General features: G+C 62.6%; 20 protein-coding genes. 13 read left to right on the top strand and 7 right to left on the bottom strand.

Annotation, left to right across the window (positions count from 1 at the left end; all coding sequences use genetic code 11):
* Positions 1–62: 62 nt before the first annotated feature.
* Positions 63–446, top strand: a complete 384-nt coding sequence (locus B9A31_RS23510; RefSeq protein WP_019097795.1) for a hypothetical protein — start codon at positions 63–65, stop codon at positions 444–446.
* 474 nt (positions 447–920) lie between these two features.
* Positions 921–1,148: a hypothetical protein gene (locus B9A31_RS23505; protein ID WP_084297424.1), complete on the top strand. Its 228-nt coding sequence runs from the start codon at positions 921–923 to the stop codon at positions 1,146–1,148.
* 211 nt (positions 1,149–1,359) lie between these two features.
* Here the strand turns inward: B9A31_RS23505 and B9A31_RS27360 are convergent, their stop codons facing one another.
* Both B9A31_RS27360 and B9A31_RS23500 read right to left on the bottom strand, forming a co-directional pair.
* The gene (locus tag B9A31_RS27360; RefSeq protein ID WP_178092349.1) at positions 1,360–1,797 is read right to left on the bottom strand and encodes a hypothetical protein; all 438 of its coding nucleotides are present in this window, start codon (positions 1,795–1,797) and stop codon (positions 1,360–1,362) included.
* Positions 1,798–1,910: 113 nt separating this feature from the next.
* A complete protein-coding gene (locus tag B9A31_RS23500; protein ID WP_084297423.1) occupies positions 1,911–3,296 on the bottom strand; it encodes a GntP family permease in 1,386 nt (461 codons plus the stop codon).
* A gap of 387 nt (positions 3,297–3,683) precedes the next feature.
* On the opposite strand from B9A31_RS23500, the gene B9A31_RS23495 reads away from it, so the two are divergent.
* Positions 3,684–4,613, top strand: coding sequence for a malate dehydrogenase (locus B9A31_RS23495; RefSeq protein WP_084297422.1), 930 nt, complete (start codon positions 3,684–3,686; stop codon positions 4,611–4,613).
* A gap of 163 nt (positions 4,614–4,776) precedes the next feature.
* Here the strand turns inward: B9A31_RS23495 and B9A31_RS23490 are convergent, their stop codons facing one another.
* Positions 4,777–5,598, bottom strand: a complete 822-nt coding sequence (locus B9A31_RS23490) for an amino acid ABC transporter permease (RefSeq protein WP_084297421.1) — start codon at positions 5,596–5,598, stop codon at positions 4,777–4,779.
* A complete protein-coding gene (locus B9A31_RS23485; protein ID WP_019097802.1) occupies positions 5,595–6,416 on the bottom strand; it encodes an ABC transporter substrate-binding protein in 822 nt (273 codons plus the stop codon). Before B9A31_RS23485 ends, B9A31_RS23490 begins: the two co-directional genes overlap by 4 nt.
* Positions 6,417–6,534: 118 nt before the next feature.
* On the opposite strand from B9A31_RS23485, the gene B9A31_RS23480 reads away from it, so the two are divergent.
* From B9A31_RS23480 to B9A31_RS23440, 9 genes are all read left to right on the top strand, one after another.
* Positions 6,535–7,419, top strand: coding sequence for a homocysteine S-methyltransferase family protein (locus B9A31_RS23480; protein ID WP_178092350.1), 885 nt, complete (start codon positions 6,535–6,537; stop codon positions 7,417–7,419).
* Positions 7,420–7,589: 170 nt separating this feature from the next.
* Entirely contained in the window at positions 7,590–8,861 is a 1,272-nt protein-coding gene (locus B9A31_RS23475; RefSeq protein ID WP_016713372.1) for a cystathionine gamma-synthase family protein, read from the top strand.
* Positions 8,862–9,003: 142 nt separating this feature from the next.
* Positions 9,004–10,443, top strand: a complete 1,440-nt coding sequence (locus B9A31_RS23470; protein WP_026020391.1) for an amino acid permease — start codon at positions 9,004–9,006, stop codon at positions 10,441–10,443.
* Positions 10,444–10,489: 46 nt separating this feature from the next.
* On the top strand, positions 10,490–11,374 hold the full coding sequence (locus tag B9A31_RS23465; protein ID WP_028699914.1) for a LysR substrate-binding domain-containing protein: 885 nt from the start codon (positions 10,490–10,492) through the stop codon (positions 11,372–11,374).
* 24 nt (positions 11,375–11,398) lie between these two features.
* On the top strand, positions 11,399–12,787 hold the full coding sequence (locus tag B9A31_RS23460; protein ID WP_027609770.1) for a threonine synthase: 1,389 nt from the start codon (positions 11,399–11,401) through the stop codon (positions 12,785–12,787).
* Entirely contained in the window at positions 12,784–13,221 is a 438-nt protein-coding gene (locus B9A31_RS23455) for an Lrp/AsnC family transcriptional regulator (RefSeq protein WP_016713368.1), read from the top strand. The genes B9A31_RS23460 and B9A31_RS23455 overlap by 4 nt, the downstream gene beginning before the upstream one ends.
* Positions 13,222–13,429: 208 nt before the next feature.
* Complete coding sequence (locus B9A31_RS23450; protein ID WP_025754700.1) at positions 13,430–14,473, top strand: homoserine dehydrogenase; 1,044 nt, start codon at positions 13,430–13,432, stop codon at positions 14,471–14,473.
* A gap of 12 nt (positions 14,474–14,485) precedes the next feature.
* Positions 14,486–15,922, top strand: coding sequence for an aldehyde dehydrogenase family protein (locus B9A31_RS23445; protein WP_019099382.1), 1,437 nt, complete (start codon positions 14,486–14,488; stop codon positions 15,920–15,922).
* A complete protein-coding gene (locus B9A31_RS23440; RefSeq protein WP_016713365.1) occupies positions 15,919–16,272 on the top strand; it encodes a RidA family protein in 354 nt (117 codons plus the stop codon). Before B9A31_RS23445 ends, B9A31_RS23440 begins: the two co-directional genes overlap by 4 nt.
* Before the next feature lie 23 nt (positions 16,273–16,295).
* On the opposite strand, the gene B9A31_RS23435 is transcribed toward B9A31_RS23440, so the two are convergent.
* The 3 genes from B9A31_RS23435 to B9A31_RS23425 form a co-directional block, all read right to left on the bottom strand.
* On the bottom strand, positions 16,296–17,249 hold the full coding sequence (locus B9A31_RS23435) for an arsenic resistance protein (RefSeq protein ID WP_084297420.1): 954 nt from the start codon (positions 17,247–17,249) through the stop codon (positions 16,296–16,298).
* Positions 17,250–17,363: 114 nt separating this feature from the next.
* The gene (gene glyA, locus B9A31_RS23430) at positions 17,364–18,617 is read right to left on the bottom strand and encodes a serine hydroxymethyltransferase (protein ID WP_016713363.1); all 1,254 of its coding nucleotides are present in this window, start codon (positions 18,615–18,617) and stop codon (positions 17,364–17,366) included.
* Between the two features lie 180 nt (positions 18,618–18,797).
* Entirely contained in the window at positions 18,798–22,628 is a 3,831-nt protein-coding gene (locus B9A31_RS23425) for a sensor domain-containing protein (protein WP_025754698.1), read from the bottom strand.
* Positions 22,629–22,876: 248 nt separating this feature from the next.
* On the opposite strand from B9A31_RS23425, the gene B9A31_RS23420 reads away from it, so the two are divergent.
* On the top strand, positions 22,877–23,284 hold the full coding sequence (locus B9A31_RS23420; RefSeq protein ID WP_025754697.1) for a hypothetical protein: 408 nt from the start codon (positions 22,877–22,879) through the stop codon (positions 23,282–23,284).
* The last annotated feature ends 214 nt before the right edge of the window (positions 23,285–23,498 follow it).

Below are 23,498 nucleotides of genomic sequence, written 5' to 3'. Positions count from 1 at the left end.
GCCGTTGCAACCACGATGGCAAGCGCTTTTGTCTCAGTATTCCACATTGAGAATACACCGCTATGGAAAGCGCTTACGCCCAAGTCAAAGACCGGCTGCACAATCGTCGTTTTGCTGTCGCCAACAACTCCCAGGGCCTCTCGGGCACCGGCACGGTTTTCCATTATCTGGTCGAAGAGTTTGCTATCACCAGTACCTACCAAGGCGGCCGGATTCGTACCGGCCATCAAGTGGGCCGAGTAACTGGCCCCGATACCATCGAGCTGCTTTACCACTGCATCACTAACGATGGCGAAACTCTCGCCGGTTGGTCTCGTGGCAGGGTAGGGGTCGATGAATCAGGGCGCACTACGCTGCATTTCGTTTGGGGGTGGCTGTCGGGGGCACAGGGTGGTGGTGAGTCTAGCTACGTTGAAGTCCAAGCGACGAGCGTTTCCGCTTTGTGAAACGTTGATTCCGCGTGACTGTCAATCTGAGGCAAGCCATCGTCCTACAAGGCGCGCGGCCTTTTCCTACCCGCTGAAACTTGCGAAAACAGCCGCCCAGGAATAAAGTCCTCTGGTCGTCGAAGCATCGGCGATGCGACCTTGGCCGGTCGGAATCGAAAGGCGCATCAGCGCCCAGTCTTCATCGCAGGCGCTTTTTTTGTGCCCGCGATGTTGTGTTATGGCGGTGGTGCGCGGGACACCTTCGGGTGTGCCGGGCTCCTTTCGTCCCGGTCGGCCAACCCGCGTACTGCTGCCACCTTAACTTGCTTGGCCGCGAGCGGTGGCAGTTCCATCACGAAAGGAACTCATGCATGACCACCGTAAATCCGTTACAGACCCTCGTATTCGTTCGCCTCCGTTGTTCCTCGACTGCCTTCAGTGAATTCACCGTCAGCCAACCCCGCTTTGTCTCCGCCCAGTCGGAGGCCCATCATGACTGACCAAGAACGTCTATCCACCATCCAAAGCTACGCCTGGACCCTCGAATTACTCGGCGAGGCCTTGGTCCAACACGACGAAGTGCTGGAGTGCGAACACAACCCGCGCCTGAGCTTCCGCAACACGGCCGGTATCCATCAGGCGATTCGGATCATCAGCCGTTTGGCCAGTGAGCAGTGTGGCAAGGTGATGGAACGAAATGGCCAGGGGCTGGAGAGTTAGGCCAGATCATTGATGAATGATGGGCCAGATACCAGCATTGCGGCGGGCCCTCGGCTAAAGAACGCCAGGTGGTTTATTCCTGGCGTGTAAGGTTCTTGGGGCTGCTACGCCCATCGCCGGCAGGCCAGCTCTTACAGGGGCGCGCGTGTCTGAACGCAGCTGGCGTCGTGGCAGCGCGGGTGCAAAAAGCCCAGCCTAAGCTGGGCTATTGTCATCGATCATTCTTTGATGAAGATCGGCCGGCGTTGCTCAGACCTTTGGCATTATGATCGCCAGGGGTGGTGCGAGAGATGGCTGTGGATTTGGCCAGGCCGCGGGTGTCCTTGGAATGAGCGATACCTGAGGTGGTGGTTCCATGGCCGTTGTCGCTGTTGCGCGAGCTACCGTAATGATTGCCGCTCACACCGTGATCGCGTGTTGCCTTGCCAGCGTGATCACTCTTAGAGCCTTTGCCGTTTCCGCTATTTCCGCCCGAATGCCCACCGCCATGACCGCCACCGTGTCCACCGCCACCGCCACCGCCACCGCCACCGCCACCGCCACCGCCTTTGGCATAGGCAGAGGCCATAGGTGAGAGATCGGCAGGCATCACGGCCGTTATCCCGAGCGCCAATGCACACGCAAAGACAGCAACCAGGGTTTTTCTCATTTTTATTCGCCTCCAGAGGCGTGAGGGGGAGCAAAGTGCGAATCAGACCTGGAGTAGGTGTTTAAGTTCTCGCTCCCCGTCGGCTCCGTGGCCAAGCCCTTCTTGAACTCGGTTCAACCCACCGTAATCGCCGCATTCAACACCAACACCACCACCAACCCGACCAAAGCCACGATGGACTGCACCACCGAAATGGTCTTGGTGGCTTCGCCCATGGTCATGCCGAACGATTCCTTCACCATCCAGAACCCTGCATGGTTGGCATAGTTGAAGAACAGCGACCCGCAGCCGATGGACAAGGCCAGCAACGGCAGGTTGAGGCTAGGGTCTGCCCCCGCAAGCGGTGCCAGCAAGCCGGCAGCCCCGACGATACCCACCGTGGCGGAACCGGTAGACACCGAGAGCAACATCGCGATCAACCACCCCAGGATCAAGGGCGGGAACGCCGATTGCTGGGTCAGGTGCACAATGGCATCACCCACCTTGGCGCTGGTCAGCATCTCCTGAAAGGCGCCGCCGCCGGCAATGATCATGATGATGGAGGCGATAGGCTTGAGGCTTTTGCCCAACGCATCACGCAGCTGTTCGGCGTCTCCGCCGCGCGCCAATACCAGGCTGGCGCCGGCGAACAGCACGCCCAGCAGCATGGCGATCAGCGGGTTGCCCAGGAAGCTGGCCATTTCCAGCAGCGCGTTGCCTTTGGGCAGCAGCATCTCGGCAACGGCATGCACCAGCATCAGGATTGCCGGCAGCAGCGCGGCCAGCATGCCGATGAATACGCCGGGGCGGGGCTGGTTGTCGGCTTTTTCAGTCAGGGTGAACTGGTCCAGCAATGCCTGATCAGGCCGCGTGCTCATACGCTTCGAGATGAACATGCCATACAGCGGGCCGCCCAGAATCATTGCCGGGATAGCGGCCAGGAAGCCATAGAGCATGGTCGGCCCCACCGAGGTCTTGAGCACGGCAATGGCGGTCAAGGGGCCTGGGTGCGGGGGTACCATGCCGTGCATGGCGGCCAGCGCCGAAATCACCGGCACACCAACGTACACATACGCCGAGCCTTTGAAGCGCGCCTGGCCTTCCAGCTTGCGTGCCACGCTGAAAATCAGCGGCAGCATGATCACCAGGCCCACTTCGAAAAACATCGGGATGCCGATGACAAAGGCAACCAGCATCATGGCCCACGGGATCATGCGGTCCGGGGTGCGTTTGAGGATCACATCCGCGACCTGCTCGGTGACGCCCGCGTCAGCCAGGATTTTGCCAAGCATGGCACCAAGCGCGATCACCACCCCGACTGCGCCCAGGGTCTTTCCGGCGCCTGTGAGCAGGTGGGAGACGATGCTGCCGGGCTCCATGTGGGTAGCGAAACCCACGCCGATGGACACCACCAGCAAGGCCAGGAGGGGATGCATCTTCAGGCGCGACACAATGAGTGCCACCAGCACCAGGACACTGACCAAGGCAGTCAGCAACAGCTGTATATCTAAAGGAGTCATGCAAGGAATCTCGGTTGGGCAGGCGCTCTGGCGGCACTCAGGATTTGAAGGCGGACGATTCGACGTCGAGAGGAATGGCACTGAGGCCTGCGGATGGAGGTTCCGCACACGGCAAATGAACATTGTTTGGTGGGGTATTCATGGACCGATTCACCTTGTTATTTGGTCATCTATATGAATCGTTTCAAAGTATTTCGGTTGTGACCGGACACTGTCAAGCGCAGGTGGTGGTCTCTAGAGAAATGCACAGAGCCATTCCTGTGGGGGCGGGGAGGGGGCGCTCTGTTGTCAGGTATCACATTCGAGTGGCCTTTTAGCCCCGGCGGGCAATACTTCTCTCTATACGCAGGCGTGTTCCTGGTGGCGCGCGCCGCTGGGAGGTGTCTGGTGAACAAACTTTCAATCGTGGGTGCCGGCCTGGTCGGCGAGGCGGCGGCGCAGATCATCGCCCGGGATGAGTTGTGCCGTGAGCTGGTGTTGATGGACGTGCAGGGTGAGCTGGCGCAGGGCAAGGCGCTGGATGTGTGGCAGGCCGCTGTGGAGTCCGGCTCCGATACCCGTGTGTACGGCGGGGCCAAGGCTGAAATGCTGGTGGGCTCCGAGCTGGTGGTGATCACCGCAGGCGTGCCGCGCAAGCCCGGCCAGTCGCGCCAGGACGTGCTGAGCATCAACCTGCCGATACTGGATGGCATCATGGCGGACATCAAACGCCATGCCCCGGCGGCAACGGTGCTGGTGGTGTCCAACCCGGTCGACGTGCTCACCTACCGTGCTTGGAGCCTCAGCGGCCTGGGGCGCGACAAGGTGTTCGGGCAGGCGGGGGTGCTGGATACTGCGCGCATGAAGTGCTTCATTGCCGAGGCAACCGGGTTCTCTGCGCGAGACATCACGGCGTTGGTGCTGGGCGGGCATGGCGACAGCATGGTGCCGCTGATGCGCTACTGCCAGATCGGCTCGGTGCCGCTTTCCCACTTCCTGTCCAATGAGCAGATCGAGCAAATTGTGGAGCGCACGCGTAAGGGCGGCGGCGAGATTCTGGGCTTGAAGAAGATGGGCAGCGCCTGTGATGCACCAGGCGTGGCCATTGCGCAGATGGTGGATGCCATCGCCAATGGGCGAAACCGCATTTTGCCGGCAGTGGCCATTCTGGAAGGGGAATACGGGCGCAAGGATATTGCCATGGGCGTGCCCTGTGTAATGGCGGACGCGGGGCTTACGCGGGTGATCGAGTTGCCGCTGGATGCGCAGGAGCAGGCGATGTTTGACCATTCAGCCGATCAGGTGGCGCGGGATATTGCTGAGATGAAGGCGTTGTGAATGAAAGGCTGGCCTTATCGTCGGCGCACTGGTCGGCGATAAGGCTTATTGGAAACAGCGGTCAGAGCAAGATGACCCAGACCGAGGTTGGCGAAGACTACAAGATTCAACCTGGCCCTGCGGGCCAGGTTCTGACTGCCTAGCCCGCGGCTGGGCCTGTCAGCTACCGCTGATAGGCCTTGCCAAAATGCCGCTCCAGCCGCGCCTGCACCAGCTCCAGCAGGATCGACAGCACCCAGTAGATAACCGCCGCCGTCGTCAGCATCTCCAGGTAGCGATAGCTCGATCGCCCATACGATTGCGCAAGGAACATCACTTCCCACACCCCCATGACCGAAATCAGCGATGAATCCTTCAGCATCGAGATGAACTGGTTGGCCGTAGGCGGAATGATCACCCGCATGGCCTGGGGCAGGGTGATGTACCAGAAGATCTGTGGTGTGCGCATACCCAGGGCCAGTGCCGCTTCACGTTGGCCCCGCGCTACGCCCAGGATGCCGGCGCGGAAGATCTCGCTCAGGTAGGCGCCATAGTTCAGCGACAGCGCGATGATGCCGGCACTGATGGCGCCGGGTACCAGGCCAAGTTGGGGCAACCCCAGGTAGATCAGCAAAATCTGGATAAGCAGTGGGGTGCCGCGGAAGAACGAGGTGTAGAAGCTGGCGATGCCCACCAGCACCGCGCTGTTCGACAACCGCGCCAGTGCAGCGGCAAAGCCGAGCAGCATCGATACCACCATCGAGCACAGGCACAGAAACAGGGTCAGCGCTGCGCCTTGCAGAAAGCCGTTAGGCCCCAGCTGGAAGCCGGCAAGGTTCGGAAACTTCTCCAGAATGATCGAAAACTTCAGATCGAAGCTGAGGAAAAACGCAACGAACAGGCCGAACAATGCCAGCCAGGTCAGCAATAACCGGGTGCGAAAGCCGAACAGGCCGGCGCCCGTGGGCTTGACCACAGGCTTGGGGGAGGGGGGGAAGGTGCTCATTTGCTGATATCGGCGCCAATCCATTTCTGCGAGAGCTTGGCCAGGGTGCCATCAGCCTTCAGCTCGGCAAACACCTGGCGCACTTTGGCATCCCACTCCGCGTCGCCCTTTTCGATGGCCACCGAGTTCGGCTCTTCATACAGCGGGGCGCCGGCCAGCTTGAAGCGTTTGTCCTGGTCCAGACGCGGTTGCGCGGTCACCAGGTTGGTGAGAATGGCGTCCAGGCGTACACCGGCGCCCAGGCCCAGGTCCTGGAAGGCGACGTTGTCGGTGTCGTATGGCGCAATCTGCACGAAGTCGAAGGGGTATTCGATTTTCTTGTCTTCGTCGCCTTCGATGACCAGGTTCTTGTTCAGGTAGCTTTCGTAGCTCGAGGCGCTGGTCAGGCCCACCTTGCGGCCATCCAGGTCCTTGGCGGTGTGGATACGTTCGTCCTTGGCATTGACCACGATCACCGCAGGGGAAGCGTAGTACTCCACCGGGAAGTCGAACACTTCGCTGCGTGCCTTGCTCGGGGTCATCGAGCAGATGCAGATGTCGTAGCGTCCGCTCCAGCGGCCCGCCGCGATCACGTCCCAGGAGGGGGTTTCGAGGCGCAGCTTGACGCCGAGTTTGTCTGCCACGGCCTTGGCGACGTCCACGTCAAAACCGTCCAGCTGGTTCTGGTCGTTGAGGAAGGAAAACGGCGGGTAGCTTTCCATCAGCACGTTGACCAGCTCCTTGCGCGATTCAACCCGCTCGAGCGTGGCGCCGGCAAAGGCCTGGGAAGCAGTGGCGAGCAGCACGAGGCCTGCACCGAGCACGGTAGAAAATCGCATGTACATACCTGATATGTTGGGCAAAGGAGTGATAGGGTATTTAATAGTTATAAACCTCCGTGAACTAATGAATTTAATTCATAAGAACCTTCAGAGTAGTTATATGAAACAGCGAGCGATGGTGATTCTTGACGGCGGCATGGGCCGTGAGCTGCAGCGCAGTGGGGCGCCGTTTCGCCAGCCCGAATGGTCGGCACTGGCGCTGAGCGAAGCGCCCGAGGCAGTGGTGGGGGTGCACGCAGCGTTCATCGCCGCCGGTGCGCAAGTCATCACCAGCAACAGCTATGCGGTGGTGCCGTTCCACATCGGCGAAGAGCGCTTTGCCAAAGAAGGGCGGCAACTGGCCAATATCGCAGGCCAACTCGCGCGCCACGCGGCAGATGCCGGCCCGCACCCGGTCCGGGTGGCGGGGTCGCTGCCGCCGCTTTTCGGCTCCTATCGCCCAGACCTGTTCCAGCCCGAACGCGTGGCAGAAGTGCTGTCGCCGCTGCTGCAGGGCCTGGCGCCACATGTCGACCTGTGGCTGGCAGAAACCCAGAGTTCGGTAGCCGAGGTGCGGGCCATTCACGCCCACTTGCCGGCAGACGGCAAGCCGTTCTGGGTGTCGTTCACCCTGCAGGACGAAGAGGTTGATGAAGTCCCGCGTCTGCGTTCCGGTGAGCCGGTGGCAGATGCCATTGCCGCCGTGGTCGATCTGGGCGCCGCCGCAGTGCTGTTCAACTGCAGCCAGCCCGAGGTCATTGGCGCTGCGGTCGATGTGGCGCACGCGTTGATCGAGCAACGCAACGCCGACGTCGCGATCGGCGCCTATGCCAACGCCTTCCCGCCGCAGCCGAAGGAGGCCACCGCCAACGACGGCCTGGATGAGCTGCGCGAAGACCTTGACCCGCCGGGCTATCTGGCCTGGGCCAATGACTGGCGTAAACGGGGCGCCAGCATGATCGGTGGCTGCTGTGGTATCGGCCCGGAGCATATCGCCGAGCTGAAACGCAATTTGGCGTAAAGCCTGGCAGGTGGCTGGGCGGCTGCTGCGAGCGCCCGGTCCCCTGCCATTAAAAAAAACGCCACTCAGACCCGGATTCCATCGTTTTTCAGTCTCCCGCCATGTCCCTATAGTCCGCTGAAGGCCGATCCTGAATCGGTGTACACAACTCAGCTGTGCGGGAACCGGATATGAACAACAACGAAAAAATCGAGGGTAATGCAGCGGCCGGTGTCGGTACGCGCGTGGTGTGGGGCGGCGAGCAGGTGCAGCACCCGTACAATGCCACTCAGACCCCGATCGTGGTCAGTGCCGCCTACGGCTACAACGACATCGACGCCTGGTACGACGTGGCTCAAGGCAAACTGCCGGGCTACATCTACAGCCGCATGAGCAACCCTACAGTCGCTACCCTGGAATCGAAGCTGTGCGAACTGGAGCAGTCGGAGTCGGCAGTGGCGTTCAGTAGCGGCATGGCGGCCATCAGTGCCGTGCTGCATACCTTCCTCTCCAGCGGTAAACGCGTGGTATCCACCCGAGACAGCTACGGCGGTACCAACAAGATTTTTGAAGAGTTCCTGCCCCGCATGGGCGTGCAGGTGTGCCTGTGCGACACGCTGGACACCGAGGCGCTGGAACGCGAAATCGCTGCGGGCTGCGACCTGCTGTACCTCGAAACCCCCACCAACCCCACCTTGAAGGTGCTGGACATCCGGCGCTTGAGCGCTGCCGCTCGGCAGGTGGGCGCTGTGGTGGTGGCCGACAATACCTTCGCCACCCCGCTGAACCAGAACCCGCTGGCCCTGGGTGTGGATGTGGTGGTGCACAGCGCCACCAAGTTCCTGTCCGGTCACGGTGACGTGCTGGGCGGTGTGGTCTGCGGTGCGGAGCCGTTGATGGCGCAGGTACGCCACTACCGCGAGATCAACGGTGCGGCGCTGGACCCGTTTTCGGCCTACCTGATCATCCGGGGCATCAAGACCCTGGCTCTGCGCCTGCGTCAGCAGCAGGCCAGTGCGCTCGTGTTGGCGCAGTACCTGAGCACCGAACCCTTGGTCGAGGCGGTCAACTACCCCGGTTTGCCCCAGCACCCTGGCCATGCGATTGCCAAGGCGCAGATGCGTGGCTTCGGCGCCATCGTCAGCTTTGTGCTCAAGGGCGGTATGCCGACCGTTGCGCGTTTGCTGCCACGGCTCAAGTATGCCCACCGTGCCGGCAACCTTGGCGCGGTAGAAACCATCTACGGCCCGGCCCGCACCACCAGCCATGTGGAGAACACCCTCGAAGAGCGGCTGGCCCTGGGTATTTCCGAAGGGCTGGTGCGCGTTTCGGTGGGTATCGAGGACACCGAAGACCTGCTGGCAGACCTTGCCCAGGCCTGTGCATCGGTGCGCCAGGAGTTGGCCGCAGCAAAGGAGTTGCACGGTGACGCGTATGCCGGCCTGGGCCAGGCGCAGGCCTGAGGCTGACGCGTAGCACTCACCCTCGCGGTGAGTGCCACTTCATGAAGTCGAACAAAAACAATATGCAAGGCCATTCGCTTCGCTCTGCCAAGACGAGGTCGTCGTAACGTCCTTGCCCGCCCACTTTCATGAGAAACCCACAATGTCCCTGCAAACAACGACAACGAGAAATGCTTCGGCGCATGGCTTCAAACAGGACATGCAAACCCGCCATATCGTCATGCTGGCGCTGGGCGGTGTCATCGGTACCGGCCTGTTCCTGACGTCGGGCTACACCGTCAATCAGGCGGGGCCGCTGGGCGCGGTCATCGCCTATGTGCTCGGCGCGATCATGGTTTACCTGGTGATGATGTGCCTGGGCGAGCTGGCGGTACACATGCCGGAAGTCGGTTCGTTCAGCAGTTACGCCACCCGCTATATCGGCCCAGGCACCGGTTACATGGTGGCCTGGATGTACTGGCTGACCTGGACGGTAGCCATTGGCTCGGAGTTCACCGCCGCCGGCATTCTCATGGTGCGCTGGTTCCCGGACACGCCGGTATGGATATGGAGTGCGCTGTTCGGGCTTGCGGTATTCATCAGCAACATCATTTCGGTACGTTCGTTCGCCGAGACCGAATTCTGGTTGTCGTTGGTCAAGGTGCTGGCGGTGATCGCTTTCCTGGTGGTGGGTGGCGGCGCCATCCTGGGCGGCTTCGAGGTTGCCCACGCGCAGAGTGTCGGGCTGGGTAATTTTACCCGCGAAGGGCTCTTCCCCACGGGGTTCTGGTCGATTGCCATGACCTTGCTGGCAGTGGCCTTCGCCTTCTCCGGCACCGAGCTGATCGGCATTGCTGCCGGCGAAACCCAAGACCCTGAAAAGAACGTACCCAAAGCCATCCGTACCACCGTGCTTCGCCTGGCGTTGTTCTTCGTCGGCACCATCTTCGTGCTCGCCACCTTGTTGCCGCGCGAACAGGCCGGTGTGGTGGAAAGCCCGTTCGTGATGGTCTTTGAAATGATAGGGATCCCCTACGCGGCGGACATCATGAACTTCGTCATCATCACCGCGCTGTTGTCGGCGGCCAACTCCGGGTTGTACGCAGCCGCGCGCATGCTCTGGACCCTCAGCGACCAAGGCAACATGCCACGCCGGTATGCCTCGCTGTCCCGTCGCGGCACGCCCTTCAATGCCATCGTGCTGAGCATGGCGGGCGGTATGGCTTCACTGCTGAGCAGCGTGTTTGCGCCCGATACCATCTACCTGGCGCTGGTGTCCATTTCCGGGTTGGCGGTGGTTGTGGTGTGGATCAGCATCGCCGCCAGCCAGATTGCGTTCCGCCGTCATTACATCGCCAATGGCGGCAAGCTCGAAGACCTCAAGTGCCGCGTGCGTGGTTACCCGTTCGTGCCGCTGGCAGCCATCTTCTGCTGTGTGCTGGCCTGTGTGGGTATCGCCTTCGACCCGGCCCAGCGTGTGGCGCTGTACTTTGGTTTGCCCTTTATCGCCTGGTGTTACCTGGCGTTCTGGCTGACCTGCAAATTCCGCCAGCGTCGTCCGTTGCCGCTGGAAACCGTGGCGCCCGGTTCCGAGGCCGCCTGAGCAGGGTGATACTAGGCCACCGGAACGTTGCCACGAGAAATCGCCGATGACCCAGAAAACCCTGCCCCCCTTGAACTGGCTCAGAGCCTTCGAAGTTTCGGCGCGCTACCTGAACTTCACCCATGCAGCAGAAGAGCTGCACCTCACCCAGGGGGCGGTGAGCCAGCAGATTCGCCACCTGGAGAGCCAGTTGGGGGTAGCGCTGTTCAAGCGACTGCCGCGTGGGCTGGGGCTGACCGAAGAAGGGCAGTCCTACCTGCCGGTGGTGCAGGACGCGATCAGCCGGCTGGCGGTAGGCACCAACGAAATCTTCGGGCAGCGCCAGCGTCGGCCCTTGAAGGTGCGCGGCAGCCTGTCGTTCCTGCACTTCTGGCTGGCGCCCCGGTTGGCCGATTTTCGGCGTTCGCACCCCCAGGTGGACATCCGCTACATCAGCAACCTGTGGGTCAAGGAGCTGGATGCCGAGGACGACCTGGAAATCCGCTGGGGCAGCGGGCAGTGGGCCGGTGTGGAGGCGCAACGCCTGACCCGCGACGTGCTGGTGCCGGTCTGCGCACCCGCGCTGGCCGCCGATTGCCCGCTGCGCGAGCCGCGTGACCTGGCCCGTGCCCCGTTGCTGCATGTGCTGGGTTACGAGGAAGGCTGGGGCTACTGGCTGGAGCGGGTGGGGGCCGATCAGGTCGACTCTTCGAGCGGCCTGCAATTCGACACGCTGGTGTCGACCTTGCGCATGGCTGAGTTGGGGCTGGGTGTGGCGCTGGCGCGCTCATCGCTGGTAGAGGACTTGCTGCAGGAGGGGCGGCTGGTCGCGCCCTTTAACCCGCGCATCGAGGCGAGCGAATCGTTTTACCTGGTACGCGGCCTGGGTGAGGCGTTGTCCCCGGATGCCCAGGCGTTCAGCCACTGGCTGGTGGCCATGGCGCACCGTTAATTCAAGTACCTGTCTGGAGCACCGATGCAGTACACATCCACGCGCGGCAACGAAACACGAGTCGATTTCCGCACGGCGTTGCTTTCTGGCCTGGCCGACGATGGCGGGCTTTACGTGCCCACCTCGGTGCCGGTGTTCAGCCCGCAGGAGATTGCCAGCTGGTCGTGGTTGCCGTTCGATGAACTGGCCTGGCGGGTGATGGCACCGTTTGTGGGCGATACCCTCGACGAACCGACCCTCAGGGCGCTGGTCAGCGACAGCTATCGTGGGTTCAAACACCGTGGCATCGCGCCGTTGCAGCAGTTGGGCCATAACGAATGGATCCTGCAGCTGTTTCACGGGCCTACCCGCTCCTCGAAGGACTTTGCCGCACAGTTGCAGGCGCGGCTTATCCGGCACTTTTTGGGGCCGGATTGCGAGCGGGTCATGCTGGTGGGCGCCAGTAACGGCGATACGGCGGTGGCGGCGATCGAAGCCCTGCAGCATTGCCCGGCAGCGGGCTTGCTGGCGCTGTATCCCAATGCAGGCACACCCGCTGACCGGGCAGCGGTGATGCGCCGTGCCGCGTCCGACAGCGTCAGCTGCGTGGCCGTGGATGGCAGCTTTGACGACTGTCAGTCGCTGGTGTCGGCGCTGCTGCGTGCCTGGCCATGCCCCGGGCTGATTCCGGTGAGTTTCAATTCGACCAACTGGGTCGGTGTGCTGGCGCAGATCGTGTTCTATTTCCATGCGGCGCTGCAACTGGGCGGTGGGACACGCCCCGTGGGCTTCAGCATCCCCACGGCCAGCTTTGCCGAAATCTACGCAGGGTTCATTGCCCAGAAGATGGGCCTGCCCATCAACCAGATCATCGTCTCCACCAACTGCAACGATGCCTTGCACCGGTTCATTCACTGCAATCGCTACAGCCGTGGTTCAACCCACCAAACGTTGTCACCGGTCATGGACTTCTCGCTGTTCTCCAATCTGGAGCGCTTCGTCTGGGAGCTGTATGACCGCGATGGCGGGGCGACCCGCGCGCTGATGGAGCATTTCGAGGCCTGTGGCGAGCTGAGCATCGGCAACCGCCAGTGGTTGCATGCACGCATGCTGTTTGACTCCTACGCCGTGGACGACGCGTTGATTCGCGAGGAGATCATCACGCTGTTCCACGAAACCGGCAGCGCAGTAGACCCGCATGCCGCAACAGGGGTGTTCGCCGGGCGTTTACACCGGCGCAACATCGGCGCGCCCATCGTCACGCTTGGGCAGTTTGCCCCGGAAAAGTCTGCCGGGCTGCTGGCGGAGCTGGGGGCCTGGCACGGTGAGGTGCCGGCCGACGTCGAAGGTACTGCCGGCGCCGGGCCACTGCTGAAACCAGAGGACCTGGCGGGGGTTCATGCGTTGTTGGCACGCTTGCAGGCCGGGCGATGAAGCGCATCCTCGACCCCCTGGACGAGCGCATTCTTGCCGAACTCACCGCCAATGCGCGTATTGCCCATGCCGAATTGGGGCTGAAGGTAAACCTGTCGCGCAATGCGGTACGCCAGCGCATCGAGCGACTTGAGCGCGACGGGGCCATCCAGGGCTATACCTTGCGCATCGGTGAGGGCCGACGGCCGACGTCGCTGATCAACGCGGTGATATTCGTCTACCGCTATGACCGCATGCGCGGTGACGCGGTGCTTGATGCGCTGCGCCAAATCCCCGAGGTGATCCAGTGCGAAGTGCTCAGCGGTGAATTCGACCTGCTGCTGCGCGTCGAGGCCTCAAGCCCGGAGCGGGTACACCATGTGTGGAAGGAAATCGCCGCCATGCCCGGGGTCGAGAACACCGTGACATCGTTTGTGCTGGCCACGGTGATCTGAGCTGCGCTGTTGCGTTTGATGACCCGCCTTACACCCACGCCGCCCGGGCTTGCACCCTGGCGGCGTTTTGCATTCCAGCAGGCGCTCGGGCGTGCAGGGGCACTGGCCAGATTGACCAATAAATACAGCGGATTGCCATATTCAACTGGCATTGCACGGCTCTTACGCTTGTCCTCATCGACCAACCGCCTGGAAAGGACAGCAAACCATGACCGAATACAAAATTGCACTCGTTGGCTTTGGTGGCGTGAACCGTGCCCTGGCCCAACTGATTGCCGAACGCAACGCGCGCTGGCAGCAAGAGCTGGGCTTTGGCTTGAAGATCGTTGGCGTCACCGACCTGTTCCTGGGTTCGGCAATCGACCGCGATGGCCTGGATGCCGCCACGCTGGCCGCGTTGCCGGCTCAAAAGGGGGCGCTGGCGCAAATCCCTCAAGGTTCGGCTGAAGCCTTCAATGAGGCGGTGATCAAGCAGTCTGGCGCCGACATTATCGCCGAGGCCACATTCACCAACCCAACGGACGGTGAGCCAGCGGCAACCTTCTGCCGCTGGGCGCTGGAAGCGGGCAAGCATGTGGTCACCACCAACAAGGGGCCGATCGCCTTGCATGCCCAGGCGCTCAAGGCATTGGCCAGGGCCAATGGCGTGTCGTTCGAATACGAAGGCGCGGTGATGAGCGGTACGCCAGTGCTGCGCATGGCGCGCCAGACCTTGGCAGGCGCGGGCCTGGTGGGGTTCGAGGGCATCCTCAACGGCACCTCGAACTACGTGCTCACGCGCATGGAGGAGGGGCTTGGTTTTGCCGAGGCGGTGGCCCAGGCACAAGCACTTGGGTATGCCGAGGCAGACCCGACCGCCGATGTGGAAGGCCATGACGTACGCCTGAAGGTGGTCATTCTGGCCAATGAGTTGCTCGGCGCCTGCCTGCAGGTGAGTGATGTCGCCTGCAGCGGTATCAGCGCCATCGACAGCGCGGCTATCGAGCAGGCGCAGGCCCAGGGCCAGCGTTGGAAGCTGGTTGGCAGCGCCAGCCGGCAAGCCGATGGTTCGGTAAGTGCCCGTGTCGAGGCCCGCCTGTTGCCGGGTCAGCACCCGCTGGCGGGCATTTGCGGTGCGATCAATGCGGTTGCATTCAACACCGAGCTGCTGGGCGCGGTGACCGTGTCCGGCCCGGGTGCAGGGCGTGTCGAAACCGCATTTGCCCTGCTGTCGGATATCGTCGCCATTCACACCGCCGGCCGTTCGGCCTGAGGAGCAACGTTCATGAGCCTGACTTCCGTGTCCCGGGTCGCCAATTGCCAACCCGACTTGATCGATGTGTTCAGCCCCTTCGACGGCAGCCTGGTGGGGAGCGTTGCCAACCTTTGCGCCGACGCGGTGCCAAGCCTGCTCGCCCGTGCTCGCGGCGGCGTGCGCGAAAGTGCCGCGCTACCCCGGCATCGACGCGCCAGCATTCTGGAGCAGGCTGCCCGCCTCATCGAGCGCGACGCTGCAGATTTTGCCGGCCTGATCGTCGATGAAGCAGGCAAGACCCTGCGTCAGGCCGAGAAGGAGGTGAAGCGCTGCATCAATACGCTCAAGCTGTCTGCAGAAGAAGCGCGGCGCAATGCCGGTGAGGTGGTGCCTTTCGATGCCTATGAAGGCTCCGAGTCGCGCCAGGGCTGGTTCACCCGCGAGCCGCTGGGGTTGATCCTGGCCATTACCCCGTACAACGACCCGCTTAACCTGGTCGCGCACAAGTTGGGGCCAGCCATTGCGGGCGGCAATGCAGTCATTCTGAAACCCTCGGAGCTGGCCCCGCTTTCTGCCGTGAAGCTGGTGCAGTACCTGGTTGATGCAGGGCTGCCGGAGGCCGTCGTCACGGTAGCCACGGGGGGCGCCGAGCTGGGCAAGGCCCTGGTGGCCATACGTGAAGTACGCATGATTTCCTTTACCGGAGGCTTCGCTACCGGCGAACAGATTGCGCGGGGGGCTGGCCTGAAAAAGCTGGCGATGGACCTGGGCGGCAATGCGCCGGTGCTGGTGCTGAAGGACTGCGACCTCGAGGCGACTGTCGAGTCGTGCGTGTCGGGCGCGTTTTGGGCGGCGGGCCAGAACTGTATCGGTACCCAGCGCATCCTGGTGGACGCCGCGATCTATGAGGCGTTTCGCCAGCGCTTCGTTGCCCTCACCCAGGCAATGGTGCTGGGCGACCCGGGGCAGCGCGCAACCGACATGGGGCCGATGATCACCGAAGCCGCTGCACGGCAGATCGAAGAACGCGTCAACCAAGCACTTCAGGGTGGTGCTCGCCTGCTCTGCGGCCATCAGCGTCAGGGTGCCGCCTATGCCCCGACAGTGCTGGAGGGCGTTGACCACGCCAGCAGGCTGTGGCGTGAAGAGGTGTTTGCACCGGTGGTGATGCTGGCGCCGTTCGAAAGCATCGAGCAGGCGGTAGCGCAGGCCAACGCCCCGGATTACAGCCTGCATGCCGGCGTGTTTACCCGCGACCTGTCGCTGGCGTTGAGCTTGGCCCGGCGTATTGAGGCTGGCGGGGTGATGATCAACGATTCGTCCGACTACCGCTTCGATGCCATGCCATTTGGTGGCTCCAAGTATGGGAGCCTTGGGCGCGAAGGGGTGCGGTTCGCCTATGAAGACATGACCCAGCCCAAAGTCGTCTGCCTCAACCAGATTGGCGGCGGGGAGGCCGCTTCATGATCACTCGTTTCGGGGCCGGCGAGCGGATGTCCTTGGCGGTCAGCTACAGGGGGTTGTTCGAAACGGCGGGGGTGGTGGCGGGCAACCTGCAGGAAGATGTGCAGGGGCAGCTGCGTCAGGCGCTGAGCACGATCGACGGCCTGATGGCAGAGGCCGATATCGGCAAGGCGCAACTGACCAGGGTTCAGTTGTGGCTTGCCGACTACCGCCATTTCGACTTGGTCAATGAGGTGTACGACACCTGGCTGCAGGGTTTTCCCAAACCACCACGGGCGTGCGTCGGCGCAGACCTGGGCGAGGGGTACCTGGTCGAGGTGCAGGTGTTTGCCGCATACCCTTGGCGCTCGTGACCGGCGCGATCCTTAGCCACGGGTCAGCGTATGGCCCGTGGCACCGCTCTTACATAGACAAGCTCGCTTATCAACTCCACCAGTGTCTGCGTGATTACCGCCGCAGCCGCCAACCCGCGTATCGCTTCGGGCAATGCCAATGCCAGTGGCAGCACCACCAGCGAGTTTCGCGTGGCGGCGCTGAAGGTGACCGAGCGTGCTTCGGCGACCGGCAGGCGCAGCAGCCGCGCCGAAATGAACCCGAGCACGGGCGCTAGCAACATGAAGCCGATGTACACCGGAATGACCGGTAGCAAACGGTCGAAGTCTCGCAGCACCACAGCAATCTGCGAGGCGATCACAACCACCAGCACCAGGGCCATCGCCGGTACGGGCAACCACGCCCAGGCGTCGTTCCAGGCCGAAACCGCGCCTGAGCGACGAGCCACGGCACTGGTGAGCACGGCCAGGATCATTGGCAGCACAATCAACACTACAAAGGCTTCCACGAACGGGATGATGGAGATGGCCACGTTGCTGCTGTCTCCCAGCATCCAGGCCAGATACACCGGCAGTAGCACCAGTTGCAGCAACAGCAGCACAGGTGTGGCGGCCAGGGTAAGGCGCGAGTCGCCTTTGCCGATGTGGGTGAACACCACCACATAGTCGATGCACGGCGTAAGCAGCACCAGCAAGGCGCCGACGAGGATCGCCGGGTGGTCCACCAGCCCACGGGTAATGGCCCAGACCAGTAGCGGCACGAGGATGAAGTTGGCGAGCAGCAGCGCGGTGATGAAGCGGCGGTTGCCCAAACCCTGACGCAGGTCGAGGAAAGGGATCTGCAGAAACATCGCATACATCAGCACGGCAATGGCGGGGGTGACCAGGGCTTCCAGCTGGCTGGCGCTGTCGCTGGCCATCAAGCCGAAGGCTACGGCAGCAAGCACGGCGGCGAAGTAGATCGGGATCTGGTGGGTTTCGAGTTGTTCCCTGGTCAAGGTGCGGCCTGTGCTCGATGAGTGAATGGGGGCACAGGGTAATACGTGATTGCAGCGGCGCAAACGAAAAAGCCCGGCACTAGGCCGGGCTTCTTCACATCAGGCAATCGCCAATCAGTTGCCGTAAACCGGCAGCTTCTTGCAGATGGCCTTGACCTTCTCACGTACAGCGTCGATAACCGCTTCGTTGTTCAGGTCAGCCAGGATGTCGCAGATCCAGCCGGCCAGCTCGCGGCACTCGGCTTCCTTGAAACCACGGGTGGTAACGGCTGGGGTGCCGAAACGCAGACCCGAAGTGACGAACGGCGAACGTGGGTCGTTCGGTACCGAGTTCTTGTTGACGGTGATGAAGGCTTTGCCCAGTGCGGCGTCAGCGTCTTTACCGGAGATTTCCTGCTTGATCAGCGACAGCAGGAACAGGTGGTTCTGGGTGCCACCGGACACCACGTCGAAACCACGCTCGATGAACACGCTGGCCATGGCCTGGGCGTTTTTCACCACTTGCTGCTGGTAAGCCTTGAACTCAGGCTGCAGGGCTTCCTTGAAGCAGATGGCCTTCGCCGCGATGACGTGCTCCAGCGGGCCGCCTTGGGCGCCCGGGAAGACAGCGGAGTTCAGCTTCTTCTCGATGTCGGCGTTGGCGCGGGCCAGGATCAGGCCGCCGCGCGGGCCGCGCAGGGTCTTGTGAGTGGTGGTGGTGACCACGTCGGCGAACGGAACAGGGTTCGGGTACACGCCAGCGGCAACCAGGCCGGCAACGTGGGCCATGTCGACGAACAGGTAGGCACCGACCTTGTCGGCGATGGCGCGGAAGCGGGCGAAGTCCAGAACCTGCGAGTAGGCCGAGAAGCCGGCAACGATCATCTTCGGCTTGTGCTCGACAGCCAGGCGCTCGACTTCGTCGTAGTCGATCAGGCCGTTGCCGTCGATGCCGTACTGGATGGCGTTGTACAGCTTGCCCGAAGAGCTGACGGAAGCACCGTGGGTCAGGTGGCCACCGTGGGCCAGGCTCATGCCCAGGATGGTGTCACCGGCCGACAGCAGGGCCAGGTAGACGGCAGCGTTGGCCTGGGAGCCAGCGTGCGGCTGGACGTTGGCGTAGTCGGCGCCGAACAGCTCCTTGGCACGGTCGATGGCCAGTTGCTCGACGACGTCGACGTACTCGCAACCACCGTAGTAGCGCTTGCCTGGGTAGCCTTCGGCGTACTTGTTGGTCAGGACCGAGCCCTGAGCTTCCATGACTGCCGGGCTGGTGTAGTTTTCCGAAGCGATCAGCTCGATATGCTCTTCCTGGCGCAGAGCTTCTTGCTGCATGGCTTCGAAGAGCTCGGCGTCGTACTTGGCAATGGTCAAATCACGGCTGAACATGGCGGTCCTCAAGGATCGGGGTAATTTGGGGGGGCATTCTAACCGATTGATTCGCGGCTGGCATATGAAGTGGCATCAAGTCGCGGACCAATGGGCTTCATGTTGCATCCCGCGCCGTGTCTGGGCTGCGCGGGCGCGGTAGTTGACCCGAAAGTCCGCTTTTGAGGGGCTTTGCACCCCTCAATGGAACATGAACAGGGTCTCGTTGGAGAACTGCGCCTCGAACTGATGCGCCGGCATCGGCCGTCCGAACAGGTAGCCCTGTACTTCGTCGCAACCATGCTCGCGCAGGAACTCCAGCTGTTCGTGGGTTTCCACACCCTCGGCGATGACCGCCAGGTTGAGGCTGTGGGCCATGGCGATGATCGCCCGGGCAATTTGCGCATCCTGCTCACCTTCGGGCAGGCCGTCGACGAAGGTGCGGTCGATCTTCAGTACGTCGATGGGGAACTGCTTGAGGTAGTTGAGCGACGAGTAACCGGTGCCGAAGTCGTCGACCGCAATGCTCAGGCCGAGGTTCTTCAGGCTGGCAAGAATCTGCAGCGCCTCATTCACTTCGCGCATCAGGATACTTTCGGTCAGTTCCAGCTCCAGACACGCAGGCGGCAGGCCGCTTTCTTCAAGGATGTTGGCAATGCGCGTGCCCAACTGGCCGTCGGAGAACTGCCGCGCGGAAATGTTCACCGACACCTTGGGTACTCGCACTTTGGCCTTGTGCCAGGCCTTGAGCTGCCGGCTGGCCTCGCGCAGCACCCAGTCGCCCACATCCACCACCAGGCCCAGTTCCTCGATCACCGGGATGAAGTCGCCCGGTGGCACCAGCCCACGGGTTGGATGGCGCCAGCGCAGCAGCGCTTCGGCGCCGGTCAGGCGCTTGCCGTCGCCGCTGAACTGCGGCTGGTAGTAGAGGATGAACTCGTTCTGCTCCATGGCATGGCGCAGGTCGCTTTCCAGTTCCAGCCGTTCCAGGGCGCTGGCGTTCATTTCGGCCTGGTAGAACTGGAAGTTGTTCTTGCCGCGTTCCTTGGCGTGGTACATGGCGGTATCGGCGTTTTTCATCAACTGGCTCAGCTCGCCCCCATCCTGCGGGCTGAGGGCGATGCCGATACTGGCGGTGACGAAGAACTCGCGGTTTTCCAGCACGAACGGGCGCACCAGGCTGCCGAGGATGTTCTCGGCCACGTGGATGGCGCGGTTAAGGGCCATCTCGCGCGTGGGGCGCGGTTGCAGCAGCAGGGTAAACTCGTCGCCGCCCATGCGCGCCACGGTGTCGTCGTCATCCACGCAGGCCAGCAGGCGCAGGGCCATGTCCTTGAGCATGCGGTCGCCGGCGGCATGGCCGAGGGAGTCGTTGATCGGCTTGAAACGGTCCAGGTCGAGGAACATCAGCACCACCCAGGCCTTCTGCCGCTCGGCCTGCTGCAGGGCGTTGTACAGGCGGTCCTGGAACAGTGTGCGGTTGGGCAGGTGGGTGAGGGCGTCGTAGTAGGCCAGGCGGTGGATGCGCTGTTCGCTGGCCTTGCGCTCGCTGATGTCGGTGAAGAAGCATACGTAGCTGGCCAGGTCGCCCTCGTCATCGAGTACGGCGGTAATGCCGACCCACGCCGGGTAGTGGTCGCCGTCGCGGCGCTTGAGCCACACCTCGCCTTCCCAGCTGCCGCGCTGGTGCAGTTGCTTGACCACGTAGCGCAGGTGGCCTTCCTGTTGTTCATCGACGGTAAGCATGCCCGGCAGCTGGTCGAGCACTTCGCTGACGGCATAACCGCTGACACGGCTGAATGCCTCGTTGGCCTGGACGATATAGCCGGCCGGGTCGGTGATGAGGATCGCCGACGTGGAGTGCTCGAATACCGTCGCGGCCATGCGCAGGTCTTTTTCGGCGCGGCGTTGCTGGCTGATGTCGCGGCCCACGCCAAGTACGCCTTCAAAGCGTTGGTCATCGTCCCACACCAGCACCAGGCGCAGCTCGATCGGGATCTTGCGGCCATCGGCGCGCAGGCAGTCGAACAGGAACAGCTGGGTTGGCAGCTGGCTGCGCAGCTGGGCCAGTTGTGCCGGGTCGCCCATGGCGTTGCTGACGCGTTCCATCAGGCTGTAGATGCCGGTGAGCTGGGCCGGGTTGGCGATGATCGATTGCCAGCCGTTGGCAAAAATCCAGTCAGCCTGGTAGCCCAGCACGCTCTGCACGGAGGGGCTGACATAGTTGAGCTGCAGCAGGCTGTCGGTGGAGAAGATCACGTCGCTGATGCTTTCGGCGAGCATGCGGTAGCGCTGTTCGCTGTCGCGCAGCGACTGGCTGGCCTCGATCTGCACCGTCACGTCCTTGCCCACGCCGATGATGCGCGTTACCAGGCCATCGGCGTCACGGGTCAGCACCTGTTCGCGGATGTCGTAGCAGCGCCAGCCGTCATCACGGTGGCGGAAGCGCAGCTGGCAGTGCAGCGGTTGATCATGGCCGTTGTCACGCTGTTGCTGGCGCAATGCCTGGTAGTGCGCGGCATCTTCGGGGTGCAGCAGCAGCTCCCAGAAGCGGTCGCCCATTTGCGCAAGCTCGGTACGGTCGTAACCCAGGCTCTGCCCCAGGTGGCGGTTGCTGAAAATCATCCGCTGGCTGATTACGTCTTGCACGTACAGCTGATCGGGCACGGTACGCACCACGTCCGACCAGAAACTTTCGCGCTCCAGCAACGACAGCTCGACCTGTTTACGGCTGGTGATGTCGCTGATGCTGAGGATCACGGCCTGGTAGTCGCGGCGCTGCTGCGGCAAGCGCGCCATCAGCCACAGGTGCAACTCACCACCCAGCGGAGCCGGCAGGCGCACTTCAAGCTCCAGCACCTGGCGTTGTTCGATCAGCGCGTCGATCAGTTGCATGCCGACGCTGTCGCGGCCATCGCCACTGCCATCGATCAGCCGCTGCCAGGCCCCTTCGTGGCATTCGATGTTCAACAGCTGGCGCGCTACCTGGTTGACCTCGGTAATCTTCAGCTCCAGCAACAGCGAGCGGCGCAGGTTCGGGTCCAGTGCCAGGCTGTGCTTGAGTGCGGCGTGGTTGCGCAGGTGGTAGCGGTCGAGCTGGCCGGGCAGGCTGGACAGGTCGAGCACGCACAGGGCCACGCCGGTGCCTTCGAAAATTTCCTGGTAGCGCCGGCGGTCTTCCTGCAGCGCGCGCTGGCGGCGGCGCATGTTGATCAGCGCCAACACGGGTAGCAGGGCGCAGAACAGCACCAGCAGGCATTTGCCGATCAGCGCAGGCAGCAATTTTTGCTGGGTCAGCTTGGCGTCGAACAGGCCGCGCAGTTGCCAGGTGCTGTTGTCGATGAAGGCCAGCATCACGCTTTGCAACGGCTCGTGGCTGGTGTCGGTTGGGGCGTGCTGCTGCAGCACTTCGCCGCTGCGGCTGTTTTCCAGCAGCCACAGCGGGTGGCCGCCGCCATCGAGGTGAGTGGTGAGTTCGCGGTAGTAGTCCGGTGACAGGCGCAGCAGCCAGTAGCCGCGGTCCTGTTCGGCGGCCTGGCGCAGCAGCAGGTACAAGGTTCGATTGTCGACCGAATTGGTAAAGAAGTACGGGCGCCCCTGGTTCAGCGTGAGCAGCTCGTCAAGCAACTGGCGGTCTGGGCTGCCTGGCAGGCTGTCACTGCGCAGCTGCCCGGCGCTGTCCAGCCAGGCCATGCTCTGCAGGGCGGGCAGGCGTTGGCGCAGGGTATCCAGCAGGCTGGGCAGGGCGGCAGGCGTCGGCGCATTGACGTAGGGCTGTACCACGTTCACGGCCTGCTGGGCCTTGAACGCCATGTTCAGGCTCAGGTGGTCGGCCAGCTCTGCGGTGGCGTCCAGGCTTTGTTTGCGCAGGTCGGCCTGGGTGTGGTTGAACTGGGCGAACAGCTGCCACAGCAGCAGGCCCAGCAGGATCAGGGCCAGCAGCGCCAGCGCACCCTTGATCGACCCGCGCAGGGTAGCGGCGGGCGCTTGTGGCGCGGAACGCAATGACGACGGATGAGTTAGGTTGGTCAAGCGTTGATCCTGCGATTGGGCTGGCGATGGCAGGGAAGGATCATGCACGGTGTGTGCCGGTACCTGGCTGGCGCAACGCGGTGGCGCACTATAAGGCCGGACACCTGAAACCGGCTAGCATGCCTAGGATTATGGCAAAGTGCCAGCCATGTTGACCGATGGTGCCTGCCGGGTGGTTCGGCAAGCCCCTGCAACCTGTGCGAGAATAGCGCCCGCTTCACATGACAACGCATCGGAGATGTTCGGTTTTGGTTACTCACTTTTCCTCCAATGGCCTCGATTCCGCCTGTGGGCGCAGCAGTCAGACCCTTGTCAGCACTGCCGTGACCGAGGACGTATCCTGCAAGTCTTGCCAGCGTTCGCTGAGCAAACCCGAGGCGGCCAACGCCGCCAAAAGCAAGGCCCCATCGCTGGCTGAACTGCGCAAGACCGCCAAGGCGGCAGCAGAGCCGGCAGTTGCAGTTGCTGCGGCCAACAAGCCGGCAGCCAAGGTGGTCAGCACGGCGCCTGCGGCCGCCAAACCCGCCAAGGTTGCCGAGCAGCAGCCTGCCCGCAGCGGTGGCTTCAGCGTGAAGTCTGCCTGGGCTGCGCGCCTGGCCGAGCAGGGTGACCGTTGTCGGTTGCCGCGTGGCAAGGCCCCACAGCGTCACGTCTGAGCTATTTTCGGCTGCTGTGCCGGCCCTTTCGCGGCTAAAGCCGAGAAGGGGCCAGCACAGGCAATACGTTTCTCCCAGGGATCACTCCGATCCCAGCCCACCATCGCCCCCTCCTATGCAACGCCGTGCGTTGGCGTAGAATGGTCGACTTTGTTCAACGACACCCAAACACACATCTCCCTGGCCAGCGCGCCGGGGCGATCGTCGATGTCTT

This window comes from Pseudomonas sp. URIL14HWK12:I5, assembly GCF_900176445.1.
Lineage (GTDB): Bacteria > Pseudomonadota > Gammaproteobacteria > Pseudomonadales > Pseudomonadaceae > Aquipseudomonas > Aquipseudomonas monteilii.
This window is presented reverse-complemented; position numbering and strand designations above follow the sequence as displayed.

Coding starts and splice junctions, on each gene's coding strand:
- B9A31_RS23510 (WP_019097795.1), top strand. CDS start 63: ATGGAAAGCGCTTACGCCCAAGTCAAAGACCGGCTGCACAATCGTCGT.
- B9A31_RS23505 (WP_084297424.1), top strand. CDS start 921: ATGACTGACCAAGAACGTCTATCCACCATCCAAAGCTACGCCTGGACC.
- B9A31_RS27360 (WP_178092349.1), bottom strand. CDS start 1,797: ATGAGAAAAACCCTGGTTGCTGTCTTTGCGTGTGCATTGGCGCTCGGG.
- B9A31_RS23500 (WP_084297423.1), bottom strand. CDS start 3,296: ATGACTCCTTTAGATATACAGCTGTTGCTGACTGCCTTGGTCAGTGTC.
- B9A31_RS23490 (WP_084297421.1), bottom strand. CDS start 5,598: ATGAGCACCTTCCCCCCCTCCCCCAAGCCTGTGGTCAAGCCCACGGGC.
- B9A31_RS23485 (WP_019097802.1), bottom strand. CDS start 6,416: ATGCGATTTTCTACCGTGCTCGGTGCAGGCCTCGTGCTGCTCGCCACT.
- B9A31_RS23480 (WP_178092350.1), top strand. CDS start 6,535: ATGGTGATTCTTGACGGCGGCATGGGCCGTGAGCTGCAGCGCAGTGGG.
- B9A31_RS23475 (WP_016713372.1), top strand. CDS start 7,590: ATGAACAACAACGAAAAAATCGAGGGTAATGCAGCGGCCGGTGTCGGT.
- B9A31_RS23470 (WP_026020391.1), top strand. CDS start 9,004: ATGTCCCTGCAAACAACGACAACGAGAAATGCTTCGGCGCATGGCTTC.
- B9A31_RS23465 (WP_028699914.1), top strand. CDS start 10,490: ATGACCCAGAAAACCCTGCCCCCCTTGAACTGGCTCAGAGCCTTCGAA.
- B9A31_RS23460 (WP_027609770.1), top strand. CDS start 11,399: ATGCAGTACACATCCACGCGCGGCAACGAAACACGAGTCGATTTCCGC.
- B9A31_RS23455 (WP_016713368.1), top strand. CDS start 12,784: ATGAAGCGCATCCTCGACCCCCTGGACGAGCGCATTCTTGCCGAACTC.
- B9A31_RS23450 (WP_025754700.1), top strand. CDS start 13,430: ATGACCGAATACAAAATTGCACTCGTTGGCTTTGGTGGCGTGAACCGT.
- B9A31_RS23445 (WP_019099382.1), top strand. CDS start 14,486: ATGAGCCTGACTTCCGTGTCCCGGGTCGCCAATTGCCAACCCGACTTG.
- B9A31_RS23440 (WP_016713365.1), top strand. CDS start 15,919: ATGATCACTCGTTTCGGGGCCGGCGAGCGGATGTCCTTGGCGGTCAGC.
- glyA (WP_016713363.1), bottom strand. CDS start 18,617: ATGTTCAGCCGTGATTTGACCATTGCCAAGTACGACGCCGAGCTCTTC.